The sequence below is a fragment of the Mesorhizobium sp. WSM4841 genome (genome assembly GCF_055811515.1).
On record NZ_JBVVQC010000007.1, the window covers coordinates 189,536 to 206,418 of the forward strand.

A 16,883-nucleotide genomic window follows, 5' to 3' on the forward strand; every position below is an offset into this window, starting at 1 on the left:
TCGATCGTTGCTGAAGAGTCCGAGCAAGCGGGCAGGGCAGACCCGAAGGCAGACGCCGGCACTCCTCAAGGGTCTGATCTTTGCTCCGAGCGGCTACGCCATGACACCTGTCCATACCCGCAAGAAGGGAAAGCTCTACCGCTACTACGTCACCACGAGCGTGCAGAAGCTCGGACCGGAGACATGCCCGGTCCGCCGTGTGCCGGCAGGCGAGATCGAGGCTGCGGTCATCGACCAGCTTCGGGCGCTGCTTCGAACGCCCGAGATGATCGTAAAGACCTGGATGGCCACGCGAAAGGACGATTCCGACATCACTGAAACTGAGGTCCGTGAAGCCCTCGTCCAGTTGGATCCACTCTGGGATGAGCTCTTCCCGGCCGAGCAGGCCCGCATCGTCCAGCTTCTGGTCGAGCGGGTGGACGCGGCTGGATCGACGTTGCGCCGCACGTTAGGCTGCTTGCTCGCTGCTGAATTGGGCATCGAGCTGCGCCGGGTAGGAAGTACTGGACGCTATACCTTCACCGACCCCGGCGAATGCGTCTTGGATAGCTGGTTGGACCGGCATGCTTTTGTCGCTCGGGCCGAGATTGAGAGGCCGTGGGGGCTGGAGAAGCAGCTAATTTCGTCGGATCTGAGATTACCCTTCAACGTGGACGGCAACACGCGAGTTGAGCTTACCAGCGTCATTTCGGCCGCAAGGTCCGAAGCACGAAAGCGCGCGGATGCTCTCCCGATTTTGCTTGATAGCGGAGGCAGCCGAAAAGGTCGGGCTACAGCGTTAATCCATATCGAAGGACAGAGGGATCAATTCAAATAGTCGGAAATTCGACCAAAAAATTTCCAGCCAGCGCGACTACATGCGCAAATTGGTCGCGTCATTGCGCCTCGACCGGCAAGCAGTTTGGCCGCCTAAGCGCCGGCCGGAGGACTTCGGCTGGCGCTCTTCGTTTGTTAGGCCTGCCTGAGCCTGGGAGCGCTCATGGCTCACCAGGCTTAATGCTCTACATCGTTCTTCAGCAGAGGAGAGCGAAGAATGAGTTCAGATCAGAACAGGAACACACACGAATTCGTGGTCGCGGATGTTCAGTTAGCCGACAACGAAACCGATGACGGCGTGGCGCTGATGCTCACGGATGCCCGTGGCGGCCGGGTACGGCTGCATCTAAATGGTGACATGGCCGAGTTGCTGCGCGAGAGGGTCGCATTTGCGCTCGACAGGAACACGGGACCGTAGCGCAGGCTATGGCCGCGGCCCTGCGAATGGTCGCCTTTGCCGAGGCCGCTTCCACCGTAGCTGGCAGTAGGCGGCGAGGCGCCGCCCGTTCGAGTTCGCTGGATCACGACAAGAAAATGCAGATAGCGGGAGCCGCTTCGATGCTGCAGCTTTCCGAGGTTATGCTCTCGGAGGGCGGTAGTATTCGAAGGCCTCCCGAATTGCCTCTACCGCGCGTCTTTCCTGGCTGGGGGAGCCTGGTTTCGCCGGCTTAAAGCCTATTTGGCTCGTCAGTCCGCGCTCTCGCGACACAACAAGAAAGGTGATGTCCGGTAGCCCTTGGAAGTCTCCTCCCGGCTGATCTCATCCAGGACTGGCTTCCAATATCCCATGTCCGGAATGCCGACTGCACGACTCAATTCCGCGTATGTGATCATTAGGCCTCTGGTCGCGCGCCTGATTAACTCCGCGCGAATCGCATCCTTTCGGTCCGCGAATGGTACCGGCATAATATGCTCCCCTGACAAAGCTAAGCCCGACCCGGTTCCTTCAACGTTCGAGTGGCAGGTAGTTATGTCATTCTCCGAACAACCCAGAGCGACCGGCCCGCATGAGCGATTCCGGACACGAGTCGAAGGCGAGGATCATCTTTGAGCCGCTCAGCCTCAACCACATCAAGAAGCAGGACCTGCTGATCGGTCTCGTTTGCATTTGGCGTAATCCACCAGCGCCGATCCTCGCAGCAAAGCCCGGCTTCCGGATGCTCCTGGAGGTACTCAATCGCATATTCGGCGTCCACTTTTCTCGGTCCGGCGTCGACGGACATTTGCTCCGTTCCTCCTCCGTCTGCGATCGCTTTGGCACTATACTTGATTATGGCGCCTGTTGAAGCGACGACCATTTTGCTTGGCTAGCCGTTGGCATGGACGGCTCGATGCAGCAGTGCTTAGCGACGCAGGGTTTCACGAAAAGAGTTCGTCGTCTTCCTGGCCGGTGAACTCCCATGGCCTGGGTCCCATGCTGTGCGTCGTTGCGACCCGACTGCGTGACACGGGCGAGAGGCCGAGCTCGCTCATGAACTTGTGCATCAGCTCGACATTCTTGTTGGAGATGGCAAGCCAGGGCGAGGGCTGCACGTAGCCGGCTGGCGTCCTGAGCAGGGCAGGGGTATCCTTCAGCTTCTTCTCGGACTCCACCCAGCGGCCATAGGCTTGACAGTAGATCGCTCACCGTCCATCTGCCGCTGACCCTGCGCAAGCGTGGTGGCCGCAAGATCATCATCTCGCCCGCCGGCGGACAGCAATGGACCCCAGCACGGCCACGCATAGACAACACTCTGATCCGGGCGCTGGCGCGGGCGTTCCGGTGGAAACACATGCTGGAAACAGGCGAGTTCGCCACAGTGATCGAACTTGCCGCGGCCGAAAGGCTTGACCGCTCCTTCGTATCCCACGTGCTCCAGTTGACGCTGCTCGCGCCCGACCTGGTCGAAGCCATACTCGACGGACGGCAGTCCATGGGGGTTCAGCTCCAGGCGCTCGTCAGGGGTTTGCCCGTCGAATGGGAACGGCAACGGGAGTTGATGGCTACTTCCTGCTGACAATCTTCTCTGCGGCCGCCCTCAGAGAAGCCAGGCCAGCGACTGGCGAAGTAATGTCGTCCCATCCTTGTGGAACCACCGGCCATGGCTGAAGATCACGCGCTTTGGCTGAAAAGCCACGAGGCGCTCCGCGGCCGCCTTCGCCTGCTCATGCTTCCGTTTGATGATCATCCGCAGGTAAATGGGGGCCTTCCCCACAGGTGCCGTGACGCCTAAGAGGCGCGCCGCCGGCCTGATGATGAACGGCAGCTTTTCCGGCTCGAGATTCAGAACTAGATCCGTAAGCACCATAGTTCGGCTGTTCTTATGATAGAACGCGACTTCGGTGAACCCACCGGCTCCTGGAACGAGAACCTGATCGAGATCTTTCGACCAGGCTTCCGGCGCCGCTGCGGCCAGATCGTGGTCGATCCTGACGCCAGCCCGGCGGACCTGTGCCCGATGGCGCAAGCCTGGAACGGCCCAAGTCGGCGCTCCCTGCACATGGTTCTGCCACTCCTTGAGGAAGGTCCAGTGTGCACTGTTTGGCGCAACCAGATGCACTATCGGACCAATCTGCTCGAGCTGCTTTCTCAGCTCAAAAGCGAACCGTGTTGGTGAATGCAGCAGGAGACCGCCATTCCCGAGCTGGATAACCGTCATGCGCACCGGGACTGGAATGCCCATCACGCTCAGCGGTCCGCTGTCGACGATCCAGATCCCAGGGGCGACAGGCTTGGCGACATCAAGAGGAGGGTAGGTAGCGTCTTCGGGCTTCATGGTTGTGCTCCAATTCAGCTTGGAGCTGGCGCAACACGCTTCGAGAGGATCTGTTCCGGGGAACTGCGTGATGGCCTAGTTCGTCTGCTGGCCGAAGCAAATCATTATGTTGCAACATACTCCCCGACACCGCGTGCAGGTCGCAGAACCGCCGCGTTGTGTTGCGCGATGAGAGGGACGAGCCGTAGGGGGCTGCTGTTCTGCTTGTGACCCGAAGCAGAGTCTCACACGCGACGGCGGCATGGCTGCTTTGCGCCGAAGTTAGTCGATGACCAGACATTTACCGCAACTTCGCCGACGTGGAACATCACCCGAGCATTGGTGACCTAACCAGTGCATCGACGCTATTGACCTATGGCTTTGGTGGATACTGGCTGGGACAATTCCGCGCCGACGAGGCCGACCTGTACGTCTATCGGCGAAAGCTTGCCGAAGTCGTTCGCGCCGGCTTGGAGGAAGCTGCCGGTCCGGGTCGTCGAGCTGGCCTCCTTCATGTGCTAAGCCTTTTGGAACACACGCCACGGGGGCCCGGCGCCGCGCCCAACTTCTCGGCCGCGATAGAGTTCTGGAATGCCATGCTCGACAATGTTGAGAAGGCCCCCCTCTATCCCGTTGAATCGTTCGCCGACTTTCTGGTCGAGATCGTTAAGCAGCGCGGGGATGATGGAGCGTTGCTCGCGCTCGCCGAGCGTGTCGACGATCTGGTGGGCGAGCGCATGGGTAGCGTAATCGCAGCTGAGAAGGCCGTCGACAGGGCTATTTCACTCTTGGACCGTGAGGAGCCAGCAGCAGCAATCCGGGAGCTTCATAAAGCCAAGACCAAGTGGTTTTCTGGGGAGCGTCTTGCCGGAGCGGTGCGTATCCTGCTCCTGTTGGCCGAGCAGTATAGGCTGTTTGGGCTCGCATACGCCGCGAAATACCACGCGATGATAGCAGCGTTGCAGGCGCGTTTTGAGAGAGAGGACAACGTTCGCCAGCTGCAGCCGGAGGCTCTACTCGAACTGCTCGACGCGGAAGACGGAGCCGGCAACTCGTTCGGATTTTTTCGGTTACTCCCCGTATTTCTGTATGCGCACATTGCGCATGACGACCATCCTTTGGATCCCGAGCAGCATCCTCGCGGCGCGGAACTTCTCGCCGCTGATGGCGGCGGCCGCCCGGGTGACCATCGTCCAGGCCTCGAAGATCGTTGTGCCTGATGGAATCGACCCGGAGCAGGTCGCTACACCCGGAATTTTCGTCGATCGCGTCGTGCAAGTCGCCGATGCCCAACAGGAAGAAGCCCTCATGCGGGCTGGGGTGGCATACGCATGACTGAGAAACTCACCAACGCTCAGATCGCCTGGCGAGCCGCTCAGGACATTGCCGACGGCGCTTATGTGAACTTGGGCATCGGCTTTCCTGAGATGGTCGCGAAATTCCAGCCACCCGGCCGGCAAGCGATCTTTCACACAGAGAACGGCGTCCTCAATTTCGGGGAATCTCCCGCGGAAGGCGAGGAGGATTGGGACCTGATCAACGCCGGCAAGAAGGCAATCACCCTCAAGCCCGGTGCATCTTTCTTCCACCATGCCGATAGCTTCGCCATGGTCCGGGGGGGCCATCTCGACATCGCCATCCTGGGTGCCTACGAAGTTGCTGAGAATGGCGACCTCGCCAATTGGTCGACTGGCCCGAAGGGCGTGCCGGCTGTCGGCGGTGCCATGGACCTGGTGCATGGCGCCAAGCGCGTTGCTGTAATCACCGACCATGTGACTAAGGACGGACGCCCCAAGTTGGTTAAGCGCTGCAGCTTTCCGCTGACCGGTGTTGGCTGTGTCAGCCGCGTCTATACCAGCCTTGCCGTTGTGGACATCGAGAGCCAGCGCTTCGTGTTGCGCGAGAAACTTCCCAAGCTCAGTCTCGAAGCCCTGCAAGCAGTAACGGGCGCCGAGCTTCTCGTCGACGGCACGGTCGGCGACCTGATTGTTCCGGAGGTCTAGGGAATGAGCGAAGCCTTCATCTGCGCCTACAAGCGCACGCCCATCGGCCGCTTCGGCGGCGTCCTATCCTCGGTTCGAGCGGACGATCTGGGCGCCGTTCCTCTCAGGGCACTGGTCGCTGAGAACGCAGGCGTCGATTGGGACGCAGTCGACGACGTGATTTTCGGATGTGCCAATCAAGCCGGCGAGGACAACCGGAACGTTGCTCGCATGAGCTCGCTCCTAGCCGGCCTGCCTGTGAGCATCCCCGGCACCACAATAAATCGCCTCTGTGGATCCGGAATGGATGCCGTGATCACCGCCGCTCGCGCGGTCAAGTCCGGTGAGGCGGAGTTGGTCATCGCCGGCGGCGTCGAGTCCATGAGCCGAGCCCCGTTCGTGCTGCCCAAGGCCGAGACGGCTTTCACTCGCAATGCCGAGATCTACGACACGACCATCGGCTGGCGCTTCGTCAACCCTCTGATGAAGGAGCAGTACGGCGTGGATTCTATGCCCGAGACCGGTGAGAACGTCGCCCGGGACTTCGGCGTGTCGCGCGAGGCGCAGGATGCCTTTGCGGTGCGCAGCCAGGACAAGGCCATCGCCGCGCAAAAGAGCGGGAGGCTTGCCCGGGAAATCGTCGCGGTAATGGTCCCTCAGAAGAAGGGGGACGCGATTCCCGTCGAACTGGACGAGCACCCTCGAGCCGGCACCACAATGGAAACCTTGGCCAAGCTCAAGCCGCTGTTCTCTGGGGGGAGCGTTACCGCCGGCAATGCGTCGGGCGTGAACGACGGCGCCGCAGCACTCATTATCGCGACGGAGGCGGTCGCCAGACGCTACGGGCTTAGACCGATTGCCCGCATACTGGGTGGCGCGGCCGCCGCCGTGCCACCTCGGATTATGGGCTTTGGGCCGGCACCGGCCACCAAGAAGCTTTGCGCTCGCCTTGGGATTGCACCGGCGGAATTCGAGGTGATCGAACTCAACGAGGCTTTCGGGAGTCAGGCCATCGCCGTGCTTCGCGACTTGGGCATCCCTGAGGACGCAAGCCACGTGAATCCCAACGGTGGCGCCATTGCCTTGGGGCACCCCCTGGGCATGAGCGGCGCGAGGATAACTGGAACCGCAGCTCTCGAACTTGCCGCCCTTGGGAGGAAGTACGCCTTGGCCACGATGTGCATTGGCGTGGGCCAGGGGATCGCTATCGCACTGCAGCGGGTCTAAATAAGTGGGCGACGACCTTAGTTAGACATCCTGACTTCGGACGGCAGCGTCAGCGGACGCCGGCGGTGGCGGTCAGCACCCGAGCAGGCTCCCAATTAGCGAGACAAACGTCCAGAGCGGAGGCCTCGGCTTAGTCAAGCATACCTACGGAATGATGCGCCTGGCCGGTGACAAATGAATCTCTGCTGCACCGCCGATGATATGGGGAGGCGCTCGCAAATCGCGCCCTACGCGCGGGTTGATCGGTTGATCAACATCAAAGCTTGAATATGAGAAATGCGCTAACTGTGACGGCGGTGGTCACGGTGGCTCGAGTGTCAGCAGATGTGGTAAGGTTGAGTGTCGGCGAGTAGCAGAGGCCCAGCAACAATGACTTTGAGGCGAACCAGAGCTTACGGCGCATCCGGCTTGGTTCTAGCGGTTTGCAGTGTGTTTGCTTGGCAGAACGCCACTGCTGCTCCCAATTGCCACGCAGCCGCGGCGCCTGGCGTCAATTGGCACGAGTGTGACAAGAAGCTTCTCATCCTAGAAGGACAGGACCTGAGCGGGGCGAACCTGTTCGGTGTTGATTTCACTTCGACCGACCTCAGGAACAGCAATCTCCTTGCGGCAAATCTTGAGAAGGCAACGCTTGTGCGTGCTTCCCTGGCCGACTCGACCGCCAAAGGCGCCCGGTTCGACAGAATCGAGGCCTACAGGACCGACTTCAGCCGTATGGACGCGCAGGGCGCTGTGTTTGCGAGCGCGGAAATGCAGCGCTCGAATTTCCAGGACGCCAATCTGACCAATGTTGATTTCACAAAGGCAGAATTGGGGCGTGCGCAGTTCCATGACGCCGATATCAGCGGCAGCCGCTTCTCGTTTGCCAATCTCGCACGGGCGGACTTCCGAGGAGCGACGTTCACCGCGCCGATAGACTTTGACCGCGCCTTTTTCTTTCTGACCCGTATCGAGGGCGTCGACCTTTCCAATTCGGCAGGTCTGTCCCAGTGGCAGCTCAACATGGCTTGCGGAGACGCCCGGACCGAGTTGCCTTCTGGCTTGACGAGGCCTGAAGATTGGCCCTGTCAATTCCAGCAGGAATAGTTGTCGGCAAGCGAACTGCGGCAATGCTGCACCCGACAGGATTCGAACCTGTAACTTTGTGCCTTCGGAGGGCGCAGATCCTCCGCCAAAGTGGCACGTTTCTGCGGTATTGCTATTGGCGAAATCGCGGCCGAAGGGTGTTTGTGCCCTTTCCGTTCACCGCTACCGGTTCAATCGAACCGGTAGCTCCTGTCCGAATAAATGGCAGCAACTCTTGTATCGTCGAGAATGACTACCATCGTCGTGATTATCAATTCAGAAGCGCTATCGCGCCAGCAAGCTGGACTGCGACGCCTGTGCCCTGAAGCTGGCGCCAGATGCCATTGCGGGTTTCCTTGCTGAATATCATGCTGAGCATAAGCGACTGAACGCCATGAACCGCGAACGGCAAAGGGAAGTCGAAAGGCGGCATGCCGGCATCGACAGGCAGATTGCTAACATCGTCGATGCTATCGCTGACGGTGTCGCGACGACCAGCATGAAATCGAAGCTGCTGGACCTCGAGCGCGAAAAGCAGAATCTAGGCCGAGAGCTTCAGGCAATGGCGGCCGCAGAAAGCATTGTGGAGTTTCATCCGACAGCGGTAACGGTTTACCGTAAGCGGTGTTCTGACGCCACCTTTCGGATCGGGCTGTGAGGAGCGATGTTCGAAGTCTGTGAGGGCTTCGACATATGACGATTTCAGAGTTTGCGCTGAAAACGGTGTCCGGGACTTACCGGAAAAGGCGTCCGGGACTTACTGAAACACGCAGTCTTGTTTTTATATCGTATGTCAAATACGCTGACCCGCGAGGGACCTACTCAGTAGGCGGAGGGCGTCCTCTTATGCGTGTGTTCTCTCTACTTTGTGTCGTTTTGACGGTCACGGTGATTTTCGCGACGTCATCGGTATCCATTGGCTATGCGAATGCTTTGAACAGCTGGCGCGTGTCATGTGGGGCTGATTCAGGGGCGATCGCCAGAAAAGGCGATGCTCGGGTGTTCAGGACGAGCAGGAACCACTGCCCAGGTGGCATATTCAAACAGCGCGCCGAACTGGAAACGGGTCACCTGTCGCCTACATCGCGCGGGGCTTATCTTTTCGAGACAAGCGTTTCGATGAAGAGCGCATCAAACGAGCGGTTCGGAATTTTTCAGGTGCATGATGGTCGTCGTGGCTGTGCCCCGCCCTTGGTTATCTATGTTCAGTCCGACGGCAGGATGAGCCTGACCAGCGATATAAAAACTGGTCCCGGTGAGAGCTGTATACGGGGCGCGCTTCACAACAAGATGTCAAAGGCACGGCTTCGCCGAGATGGAACGGAGCAGCGTCTCGGCGTTCTTGTCGAATTCGATGGAAACGGAGGCTTCAAGGCGACGCTGATGCTAGACGGGGCCGCCCAGGTTTCCGGTTACTACGATCCATCGAAGCAACCCCGCGAGTTTCAGGCGAAGCGGTTTTACTTGAAACATGGCGTGTATTCGCAGCGAATGTTCGACTATGAAATGACCTCGCGCGGGATGAGAGTGCGACGGGTCCAGGGCGGGTGATTGCGTTTGTCCTTCGGGGAGCGTCTGGACAGCCTGGAAGCCGCTGCTGAAGCCGGCCGGAACGATACCAAAGGTGAAGGCGGGCAGCTTCCGATTTCTCCATGCCCATCACCTACATGAAGCATGGCATATATTCCCAGAATAATCTTTGACTATGAAATGCGTGCGGAAAGCATGAGAGTGTACCGCATGAACTGACGATCATCCGGCCCTCCTTGCGGGGCCATGGAAATCTGAATCGTGCTCTCGCCATGAACGATATGGGGCAGAGGAAGCTGGTGACGATCCTGGCGGCGGATGTCGCCGGCTATAGCGCTCACGTTGAACGCAACGAAGAGAGGGCTCTGTCTCAACTATCTGCGTTGCGAACGCAACTCAACAGGGTCATCGAGAATCGCGGAGGACGGATCGCCAATACGGCAGGCGACAGCGTCATCGCTGAATTTCAGAGCCCCGTGGAGGCTGTAAAGGCCGCCATCGAAATTCAGCAGGCGCACAGATTGCACAACGAGAATGTGCCTCCGGGAGAGCGTTTGCAGTTTCGCGTCGGCATCAACATAGGTGATGTCGTCGTAACAAAAGACGGCGATCTACTTGGGAATGGCGTCAATGTCGCCTCACGGCTCGAGACCTTCGCCGATCCGGGGGGAATCTGCCTTTCCGAAAATGTGCAGCAGCAGATCGACGGCCACATAAGCTTTCCAGTCACCAAGCTCGGCGAGCATTACGCGAAGAACATGGTGAAACCCATTCGGGTTTATTCAATTGCCGATGGTCAACGATCGCAGGCATCCAGGATTGGGAAGCGGGTTCGCGCGTTCCTTCGTCGTCCTTCCACACAAATTGGTGCCTTTGGAGCGCTCGCGTTGGCGACCCTTGCTGCTCTATCCTTCAATCAATCAGAGATCACTCAACGCTTTTTCGGTAGGACTCTAAGTGCCTTCGACGGCACATGGAAGGTAACCAGACGTGCCACGAACGCGAGCTGCGGCTGGCGCGAAATCGCGACTAACGTTTCAATAAGTGACGGCATCGTATCGTCCGACTCAATGAAAGGAAAAGTCTCGAGCAACGGCGCGGTAAATATTACACTCACCTTTATTCACGAGGGGATAGAGGGAAAAAACATTCTGAAGGGTTCAATAACAGGCGACAAGGGGACAGGAAAGTTTTTTCATATTGGCGGCGAATGTGCCGGGATCGTTATCCTGGACAGAATGTAAGCACTGTTTTCAGGCCACGGCCTTGAGCTCAGGCACCCGGATATAGGCCCAAGGCAGGAGATCATCGATCTGGCTGTTCGGGTGACGGTTGACGATCCTGGTGAGGACATCGGCCAGGTAGCCGAGGGGCTCGACGCTGTTGAGCTTGCAGGTTTCGATCAGCGACGCGATGACTCCCCAGTGTTCGGCGCCGATGCCATTCTAACTGCAGTAGCGCCGTTCATTCTAAGGCAGCCGTTGGCCTTGCGCAGCAATGCGCGAGGCCGACGGTGTCCTGAAATGGACTTGGCGCACGCGTGATCGAGCGTGCCCGCGGGATCAAGATTTTCCTTGCGGGCGGCGAACCTGCTATGCGGTTGCCTATTCGTAGACGAGGCCTTTGCGCTGCAGGCGCTCGCGCATGTCGTTGACATCGAGACTGAGCTTGCCGGCGGCATAGAGACTGCGCTTTTCTTCTTCCATCGCCTCGCGCCTGCGGGCGGTTTCAAGAACCCTTCCCGCGGTTTCGCGCGGCACCACGCACACGCCGTCATCATCGGCCACGATGACGTCGCCCGGCCGGATGTGGGCGCCGGCGCAGACGATCGGCACCTGGACGTTGCCGAGCGTCTCCTTGACCGTCCCTTGTGCGCTGATCGCCTTCGACCAGACCGGGAAGGCCATGGAGCGCAGGGTCGAGATATCGCGCACACCAGCATCGATGATGAGGCCCCTGATGCCTTGCGCCTTGGCCGATTCGGCCAGCAGGTCGCCGAAATAGCCGTCCTCGCAAGGCGAGGTCGGGGTGACGACCAGGATGTCGCCTGGCCGCGCCTGTTCCAGCGCGACGTGGATCATCCAGTTGTCGCCTGGTGCGACTTCACAGGTCAGCGCGTTGCCGCCAATCCTGGCGCCATCATAGATGGGCCGCAGGCGCGCGGCGAGCAGGCCCGTCCGCCCCTGTGCCTCGTGAACCGTGGCCACGCCAAGTTGGCCAAGAGCATCGCAGGTCTCGATCGGCGTGCGCTCGGACTTGGTGACGACTTTGCCCATAAGTGTTCTCCCGGAATGATGAGGTGCGGCATCCGGCGCCGCACCCGAACAGTGCTCATCGGCTGGTCTAGCGCCCTTGCGCCTTCAGCCGCGCATCTAGCCTCGGATAGACCTTTCGGACATTGCCTTCGAACACGGCGTGCCGTTCGACCTCATCGAGCGAAAGTGCGTCGATGTAGCGCCGCGTATCGTCGAAGGCGAAGCCGGTTTCTGGATCGATGGCCTTGACCGCTCCGAGCAATTCGGACCCAAACAGGATGTTGGCCGGACCAACGACGCGGAACAGCGTGTCGATGCCCGCCTGATGATAGACGCAGCTGTCGAAGAAGACGTTGCGCATCAGGTGCTCGGCCAGTCCGGGTCTGTCCAACATCATCGCCAGGCCGCGATAACGTCCCCAATGGTAGGGCGCCGCGCCGCCGCCGTGCGGAATGATCAGCTTGAGATCCGGAAACGTGCTGAACAGGTCGCCCTGGATCAGCTGCATGAACACGGTGGTGTCCGCGTTGATGTAGTGCGCGCCGGTCGTATGCAGGCAGGAGCTGCACGAGCCGGAGACGTGGATCATGGCCGGCACCTGCAGCTCGACCATCTTTTCGAAGAGCGGATACCAATATGTATCGTGTATCGGCGGCGCCGACCAGAAGCCACCGGACGGATCGGGGTTGAGGTTGCAGCCGACGAAGCCGAGTTCGACGACGCAGCGTTCGAGCTCGGCAAGTACCGGCTTCAGGTCGCCGCTCATCGATTGCGGTAGTTGGCATACGCCGGCGAAGTTGGCCGGGAACATGTCGACGATGCGGGTAATCAGGTCGTTGGAGATGCGCGACCATTCGGCATTGTTCTCTGCGCTGCCGATATGGTGGCCCATGCCCGAAGCACGCGGCGACAGGATGGTCAGGTCCGTGCCTCGCTCGCGCAGCAGGCGCAACTGGTTCTGCTCGATCGTCGCCCTTAGCACGTCGTCGGCGATGCCGGGATAGGCGGGCATGGCGTCGCGCCTCCCTTCGACGAACTCGACCTGCGTCTTGCGAAAGGCGTGATGCCCGGGCGGTTCGCTCGTGTAGTGGCCGTGGCAGTCGATGATCATTTCGTTCTCTTCACTCACAAGGTGACGCATCGTCGATCCGCTGCGCCGTTCCGCGGTTTTCGGCAAGCGGCGGACTTTGAGGTCCGCCGGATGTCCCTCCTACGGTTCGAGCACGTAGTTGGTGAAGCCGCCGTCACCGGAGGCGACGCCATTGATGGCCTCGTTGATCTGCTCGAGCGGATACGTCCGCGCCTCCAGCACCGAAAGATCGATCGCGCCGGAGCGGACCATATCGGCGATCTCCATGCCCTCGGCCGTGGTCAGCCAGGCTGAGCCGAGAAGCTCCATCGAATTGTCCATCCACCATTTGGTGTTGAACAGCATGTCGCTGCCGGTGCCGCCGATGTTGACGATGCGGCCGCCGCGTTTGACGCCCATCATGGCGTCCTTCATGGCGTTGACGTCGGCCACCGCACCGAGGCAGTCGAGCATGAAGTCGGCGCCGAGACCGCCGGTCTGCGAGCAGACCCAGTCGGCGACCTTGCCGTCCTGGTTGGAGAAGGTCTGGATCCGGTTCGGGGCGAGCTGCTTCAGCCGCTCGAGCAGGGGTTTGCCACGTGCCACCGCATAGATCGTCGAGACGCCCATGGCGAGTGCGAAGAGAGTTGCGCCGACACCCAGCGTACCGGTCGCGCCATTGATGATCAGCGATCTGCCGGCCGGTGTGCCGAACTTCTTGAGCGCGGAATAGGCCGTGCCGAGGTAACCCATGCGGGCCGCCTGCGGGTAGGTCATGTTGGCGGGGATCTTGACGATCGCATTCTGCGGCGCGCGCATGAACTGGGCGAAGCCGCCTTCCGGATAGCGCTTGTAGATTTCGAGGCTGTTCCTGTTGAAGCCGAAATAGCCGTTGAAGGTGAAGTATTCGCACTTCGCCTGATGGCCGCTGACGCAGGGATGACACGCGCCGCAGGAGCGCAACGGATTCACATACACGCGATCGCCGGGCTTGATCGCCACGACCTGCTCACCGACCTGATGCACGGTGCCCGCGGGGTCGAGGCCGAAGATCGCCGGCTTCATCGGCAGCGGCTGATGCGGATACCAGGTTTCCCAGTTGTTGAGCACGTTGGCGAGATTGGGCACCATCCCGCAGGCCTTGACCTCGACGACCACATCCGTGCCGGACGCCACCGGCTTCGCCACGTCCTCAACCCGCATCGGCTCGTTCACGGCATGAAGCCGTGCCGCCCGCATCATGATCGTCATCGTCTGTTCCTCCCAATTTACCGGATCGCGGAGATGCCTCGTTGACATTCTTCCTAGACTGTGGATACCGTACAGTATCTGGATTGGGTGACGCAAGAGCCATTTTCCACGGGCGACAGCATTTGGGGAAATGTCCGGCGAACGCCGCGCCGGTTGGGCTGGCGACGAACACTTTCGCTCCGCTGGTTGAGAGAACGTCGCCGCAAACGGCAATCAGGAACGGGAGGACGGGCCGGGCGGTCCGATCGACGTTCTACATGGAGGAATCAGTGCCGGAGTTCATGCTAACGCCAATCGATCTCCTGCGTATTCTGTGCGGGATCTGGTTCATCCCGCATCTCATCGGAAAGGTCAGGAACTTCGAAAAGGCGACGAAGACGTTCGGGGCCGCCGGGCTGAAGCCAGGAAAACCTTTCATCGTGCTGACGGTTGCGCTGGAATTTGTTGCCGCCGTTGGAATGGTGCTCGACATCTATCCGCGATTGGCTGCGGCGTGCGGCGTGGCCGTCTTGCTGGGAGCGGCCTATGCCGTGGTGCGGATCAACGGCCCGCGCTGGCGCTGGCAGCTGATGGGTCCCGAATACCCGATTTTCTGGGCGCTTGCCTGTATTGTTTCGGCCTTCTAACCTTCGGCCGATTCGGATACCAAAGGTATCCCGATGAATGGCTTGGAAGGATAGAGAATGGCGCGACTGACGCGCGAACAGAGCCAGGCTCTGACTCGTGAGAAGCTTTTGCTGTCGGCGAGCGATGTCGTGGCTCGCGATGGTTACTCCGGCGCGACCATTGAACGTATCGCGGAAGAAGCCGGCTATTCGAAGGGCGCCTTCTATTCGAACTTCGAGAACAAGGAAGACATCTTCCTTCAACTGCTCGAGCGCCATGCCGGTGGCGACGTGGTCGAACTCACCGGCCTGCTTGACGGCTACGACGACCCGAAAAAGATCATCGATGCGATGTGCGATTGGGCCAACCAGCGAGCGAAGGACAAGCGCTGGGGAACGCTTGCCATCGACCTGTTGCGTATCGCCCGCCGCGACAACACACTGGAAGAGCGGCATCTGCGCCTGTTCAAGGACCAGTGGGAAGGTCTGGGCAAGCTGCTGTCCGCAAAGCTTTTTCCCTATGGCGGTTCCGATATCGAACCACTCTATGTGGGCGGCGTCGTTCTGGAACTCATCTATGGCGGCCTCTCCAGCTTCATGAAGGACGATTCACCGGGCGAGATGGTGCGGGCGACGCTCACCTCAATGCATCTGGCCCACCTCTATCGCCACATGAAGCAGCCAGCCCGCAAATAAGGCGCTTCCGATACGCACCGGCCAGTCCCGGCTCGCAGTCGAGGCCGTCCAGGCGCACGACGCAAGCACACGTCATTTGTCGGGTGCCGCCACCAGCATCATCTGGAGTTGACACACGAGCTGCTCGGCCCCCCGCGCGTCCGCGGCCGTACCGAAGACCACATGGTCCGGCCGCACCAGGGCGGCGCGCGCGCCCTTCGCGGTCAGCCAGTCGACGAGAACGCGGTCCTCTTCCACCAGCAGCGAAGGGTAGGATTTCTCCTGCGCCACGCGATGCACGGCAATGCCCACCTGCCGCGCCTTGTCCAGGAGGGTGGGCGAGGGGTCCATGTGTCCGGCGATGAGAAGCTGGAATCCTGGTGGCAACGCATCGTCGAGCCGCATCCGGCCGAAAGGCCCGATAATCCAGGGTTGAGGACATGGCTCACCGGCGCCAGGGCTCGGCGAGCCATCGATGTTGCTGGCGACAAGTCCACGACGGATGGGCGGAAAGAGGTTCTGCCGGATCTGAACACCTTGGCCCGCGCGCAGGGCCGCGGCCATCTCGGCATCGCGCGCCTGTGCCTTGTCCGGATCCAGCTCGCAGATGAACTGTCCAAGCCGCTTGGTGATGTCGATGACTTCGCGCATGAACGGCCTGCGCTCGGCCTGGTAGGTGCCGAGGAGGTGCTCCGATCCGCTGCCGATCGCACGGGCCAGCTTCCAAGCAAGATTGGCTGCATCCTTGATGCCTTGCACCATTCCCTGCGCGAGAAACGGCGGGGTCATGTGGCAGGCATCGCCGGCTAGAAAGACGCTGCCCACGCGCCACTGCTCCGCAACAAGGGCGTGGAAGTTGTAGGTCGCCGAGCGCCACAGCCTGGCCTGGTCCGGCCGAAGCCAGGGCGAAAGCAATTGCCAGATACGTTCCGGGCGGTTGATCTCCGCCGGATGTTCATCCGGCAGGATCATGAACTCCCAGCGGCGTAGCTGGTCAGGCCCACACACGTACGTATGCGGCCTCACGGGATCGCAGAACTGGACGTTGGTCTCTGGCAATGGCGCGTGCTGATCCTCCAGTATCATGTCCACCACGAGCCAGGGTTCGTCGAAGTCGAGGTCCTCCAGCGCGACGCCGAGCCCGCGCCGTGTGAAGCTGTTCGCGCCGTCGCAACCGATGACATAGCGGGGCGCGCGCCTTGTGCGCTCGCCGCTCGCCTTGTCGTGCAAGGTCAGGATCGGTCTATCGGGGTTCTCAAGGCCGACGAGTTCCGTTGCCGTGCGCAGCGTCAGGTGGGGGAACTTCTTGCCATTGGCGCGCAGAGCCCTTTCGAGATCCGGCTGAAGGAAAGTCAGATATGGCGGCCAGGCAAGCGGGTAGGGCTCGGCAGGGGACTCGAACCGGCGCAACAGGGTTCCGTCGGCGGACCTGTATTCCGATGGGCGATAGTGCCCCGTCGCTGCGGCCACGGCGTCGGCCGCGCCGATGTTCTGGAATATCCGCATCACCTCGTGGTCCATGCCGATCGCGCGAGGCAGTGCATAGACGTCGTCAGCGGCGTCTATGCCTTCCACCCTGACGCCTGCTGCCGCAAGAAGATTGCACAAGGTGATGCCGACCGGGCCGAGCCCGACCACCACGACGTCCGCCTCATCGTGCGTCATCAGTGAGA

The 16,883-nt window shown here is 60.5% G+C and carries 19 protein-coding genes and 2 pseudogenes; 13 read left to right on the top strand and 8 right to left on the bottom strand.

Annotated features, from left to right (window positions below; translation table 11 throughout):
• Positions 1–7: 7 nt before the first annotated feature.
• Positions 8–817, top strand: a complete 810-nt coding sequence (locus AC0L14_RS11195; protein ID WP_473749467.1) for a recombinase zinc ribbon domain-containing protein — start codon at positions 8–10, stop codon at positions 815–817.
• A 216-nt stretch (positions 818–1,033) separates the two neighbouring features.
• Positions 1,034–1,234, top strand: a complete 201-nt coding sequence (locus tag AC0L14_RS11200; protein WP_123149332.1) for a hypothetical protein — start codon at positions 1,034–1,036, stop codon at positions 1,232–1,234.
• Positions 1,235–1,784: 550 nt separating this feature from the next.
• Here the strand turns inward: AC0L14_RS11200 and AC0L14_RS11205 are convergent.
• Together AC0L14_RS11205 and AC0L14_RS11210 are read right to left on the bottom strand one after the other, a co-directional pair.
• Entirely contained in the window at positions 1,785–2,039 is a 255-nt protein-coding gene (locus AC0L14_RS11205; protein ID WP_123149402.1) for a hypothetical protein, read from the bottom strand.
• Between the two features lie 136 nt (positions 2,040–2,175).
• The gene (locus AC0L14_RS11210; protein ID WP_165848647.1) at positions 2,176–2,409 is read right to left on the bottom strand and encodes a P27 family phage terminase small subunit; all 234 of its coding nucleotides are present in this window, start codon (positions 2,407–2,409) and stop codon (positions 2,176–2,178) included.
• A gap of 179 nt (positions 2,410–2,588) precedes the next feature.
• On the opposite strand from AC0L14_RS11210, the gene AC0L14_RS11215 reads away from it, so the two are divergent.
• On the top strand, positions 2,589–2,813 hold the full coding sequence (locus AC0L14_RS11215) for a hypothetical protein (RefSeq protein ID WP_245318963.1): 225 nt from the start codon (positions 2,589–2,591) through the stop codon (positions 2,811–2,813).
• Positions 2,814–2,834: 21 nt separating this feature from the next.
• On the opposite strand, the gene AC0L14_RS11220 is transcribed toward AC0L14_RS11215, so the two are convergent.
• Positions 2,835–3,572, bottom strand: a complete 738-nt coding sequence (locus tag AC0L14_RS11220; RefSeq protein WP_473527205.1) for a DUF4336 domain-containing protein — start codon at positions 3,570–3,572, stop codon at positions 2,835–2,837.
• Positions 3,573–3,871: 299 nt separating this feature from the next.
• On the opposite strand from AC0L14_RS11220, the gene AC0L14_RS11225 reads away from it, so the two are divergent.
• From AC0L14_RS11225 to AC0L14_RS11260, 8 genes and pseudogenes are all read left to right on the top strand, one after another.
• The gene (locus AC0L14_RS11225) at positions 3,872–4,771 is read left to right on the top strand and encodes a hypothetical protein (RefSeq protein ID WP_473749468.1); all 900 of its coding nucleotides are present in this window, start codon (positions 3,872–3,874) and stop codon (positions 4,769–4,771) included.
• Positions 4,689–4,886 (top strand): annotated as a pseudogene (locus AC0L14_RS11230) (CoA-transferase); the annotation flags it as partial. The gene AC0L14_RS11225 and the pseudogene AC0L14_RS11230, both read left to right, overlap by 83 nt.
• On the top strand, positions 4,883–5,554 hold the full coding sequence (locus tag AC0L14_RS11235; RefSeq protein ID WP_473749469.1) for a 3-oxoacid CoA-transferase subunit B: 672 nt from the start codon (positions 4,883–4,885) through the stop codon (positions 5,552–5,554). The pseudogene AC0L14_RS11230 and the gene AC0L14_RS11235, both read left to right, overlap by 4 nt.
• Before the next feature lie 3 nt (positions 5,555–5,557).
• Positions 5,558–6,760 (top strand): 3-oxoadipyl-CoA thiolase, encoded by a 1,203-nt coding sequence (gene pcaF, locus AC0L14_RS11240; protein ID WP_473749470.1) that lies wholly within the window; start codon positions 5,558–5,560, stop codon positions 6,758–6,760.
• Positions 6,761–7,129: 369 nt separating this feature from the next.
• Entirely contained in the window at positions 7,130–7,846 is a 717-nt protein-coding gene (locus AC0L14_RS11245) for a pentapeptide repeat-containing protein (protein WP_473749472.1), read from the top strand.
• A 373-nt stretch (positions 7,847–8,219) separates the two neighbouring features.
• Positions 8,220–8,483: a hypothetical protein gene (locus AC0L14_RS11250; protein WP_473527208.1), complete on the top strand. Its 264-nt coding sequence runs from the start codon at positions 8,220–8,222 to the stop codon at positions 8,481–8,483.
• Between the two features lie 188 nt (positions 8,484–8,671).
• Positions 8,672–9,376, top strand: coding sequence for a hypothetical protein (locus AC0L14_RS11255; protein WP_473527209.1), 705 nt, complete (start codon positions 8,672–8,674; stop codon positions 9,374–9,376).
• 251 nt (positions 9,377–9,627) lie between these two features.
• Positions 9,628–10,599 carry an adenylate/guanylate cyclase domain-containing protein gene (locus tag AC0L14_RS11260; protein WP_473527210.1) on the top strand — a complete coding sequence of 324 codons (972 nt, stop codon included), beginning with the start codon at positions 9,628–9,630 and terminating at the stop codon, positions 10,597–10,599.
• 9 nt (positions 10,600–10,608) lie between these two features.
• On the opposite strand, the pseudogene AC0L14_RS11265 reads toward AC0L14_RS11260, so the two are convergent.
• From AC0L14_RS11265 to AC0L14_RS11280, 4 genes and pseudogenes are all read right to left on the bottom strand, one after another.
• Positions 10,609–10,791 (bottom strand): annotated as a pseudogene (locus AC0L14_RS11265) (transposase domain-containing protein); the annotation flags it as partial.
• 168 nt (positions 10,792–10,959) lie between these two features.
• A complete protein-coding gene (locus AC0L14_RS11270) occupies positions 10,960–11,631 on the bottom strand; it encodes a 4-carboxy-4-hydroxy-2-oxoadipate aldolase/oxaloacetate decarboxylase (RefSeq protein WP_473527211.1) in 672 nt (223 codons plus the stop codon).
• Between the two features lie 67 nt (positions 11,632–11,698).
• Positions 11,699–12,721: an amidohydrolase family protein gene (locus AC0L14_RS11275; protein WP_473527212.1), complete on the bottom strand. Its 1,023-nt coding sequence runs from the start codon at positions 12,719–12,721 to the stop codon at positions 11,699–11,701.
• Positions 12,722–12,820: 99 nt separating this feature from the next.
• On the bottom strand, positions 12,821–13,930 hold the full coding sequence (locus tag AC0L14_RS11280; RefSeq protein ID WP_473527213.1) for an alcohol dehydrogenase catalytic domain-containing protein: 1,110 nt from the start codon (positions 13,928–13,930) through the stop codon (positions 12,821–12,823).
• 281 nt (positions 13,931–14,211) lie between these two features.
• On the opposite strand from AC0L14_RS11280, the gene AC0L14_RS11285 reads away from it, so the two are divergent.
• Both AC0L14_RS11285 and AC0L14_RS11290 read left to right on the top strand, forming a co-directional pair.
• Positions 14,212–14,556, top strand: coding sequence for a DoxX family protein (locus AC0L14_RS11285; RefSeq protein WP_473749474.1), 345 nt, complete (start codon positions 14,212–14,214; stop codon positions 14,554–14,556).
• 57 nt (positions 14,557–14,613) lie between these two features.
• Positions 14,614–15,231, top strand: a complete 618-nt coding sequence (locus AC0L14_RS11290; RefSeq protein ID WP_167366449.1) for a TetR/AcrR family transcriptional regulator — start codon at positions 14,614–14,616, stop codon at positions 15,229–15,231.
• Between the two features lie 72 nt (positions 15,232–15,303).
• Here AC0L14_RS11290 and AC0L14_RS11295 read toward each other — a convergent pair whose 3' ends face one another.
• A complete protein-coding gene (locus tag AC0L14_RS11295) occupies positions 15,304–16,875 on the bottom strand; it encodes a bifunctional 3-(3-hydroxy-phenyl)propionate/3-hydroxycinnamic acid hydroxylase (protein ID WP_473749475.1) in 1,572 nt (523 codons plus the stop codon).
• Between the last annotated feature and the right edge of the window lie 8 nt (positions 16,876–16,883).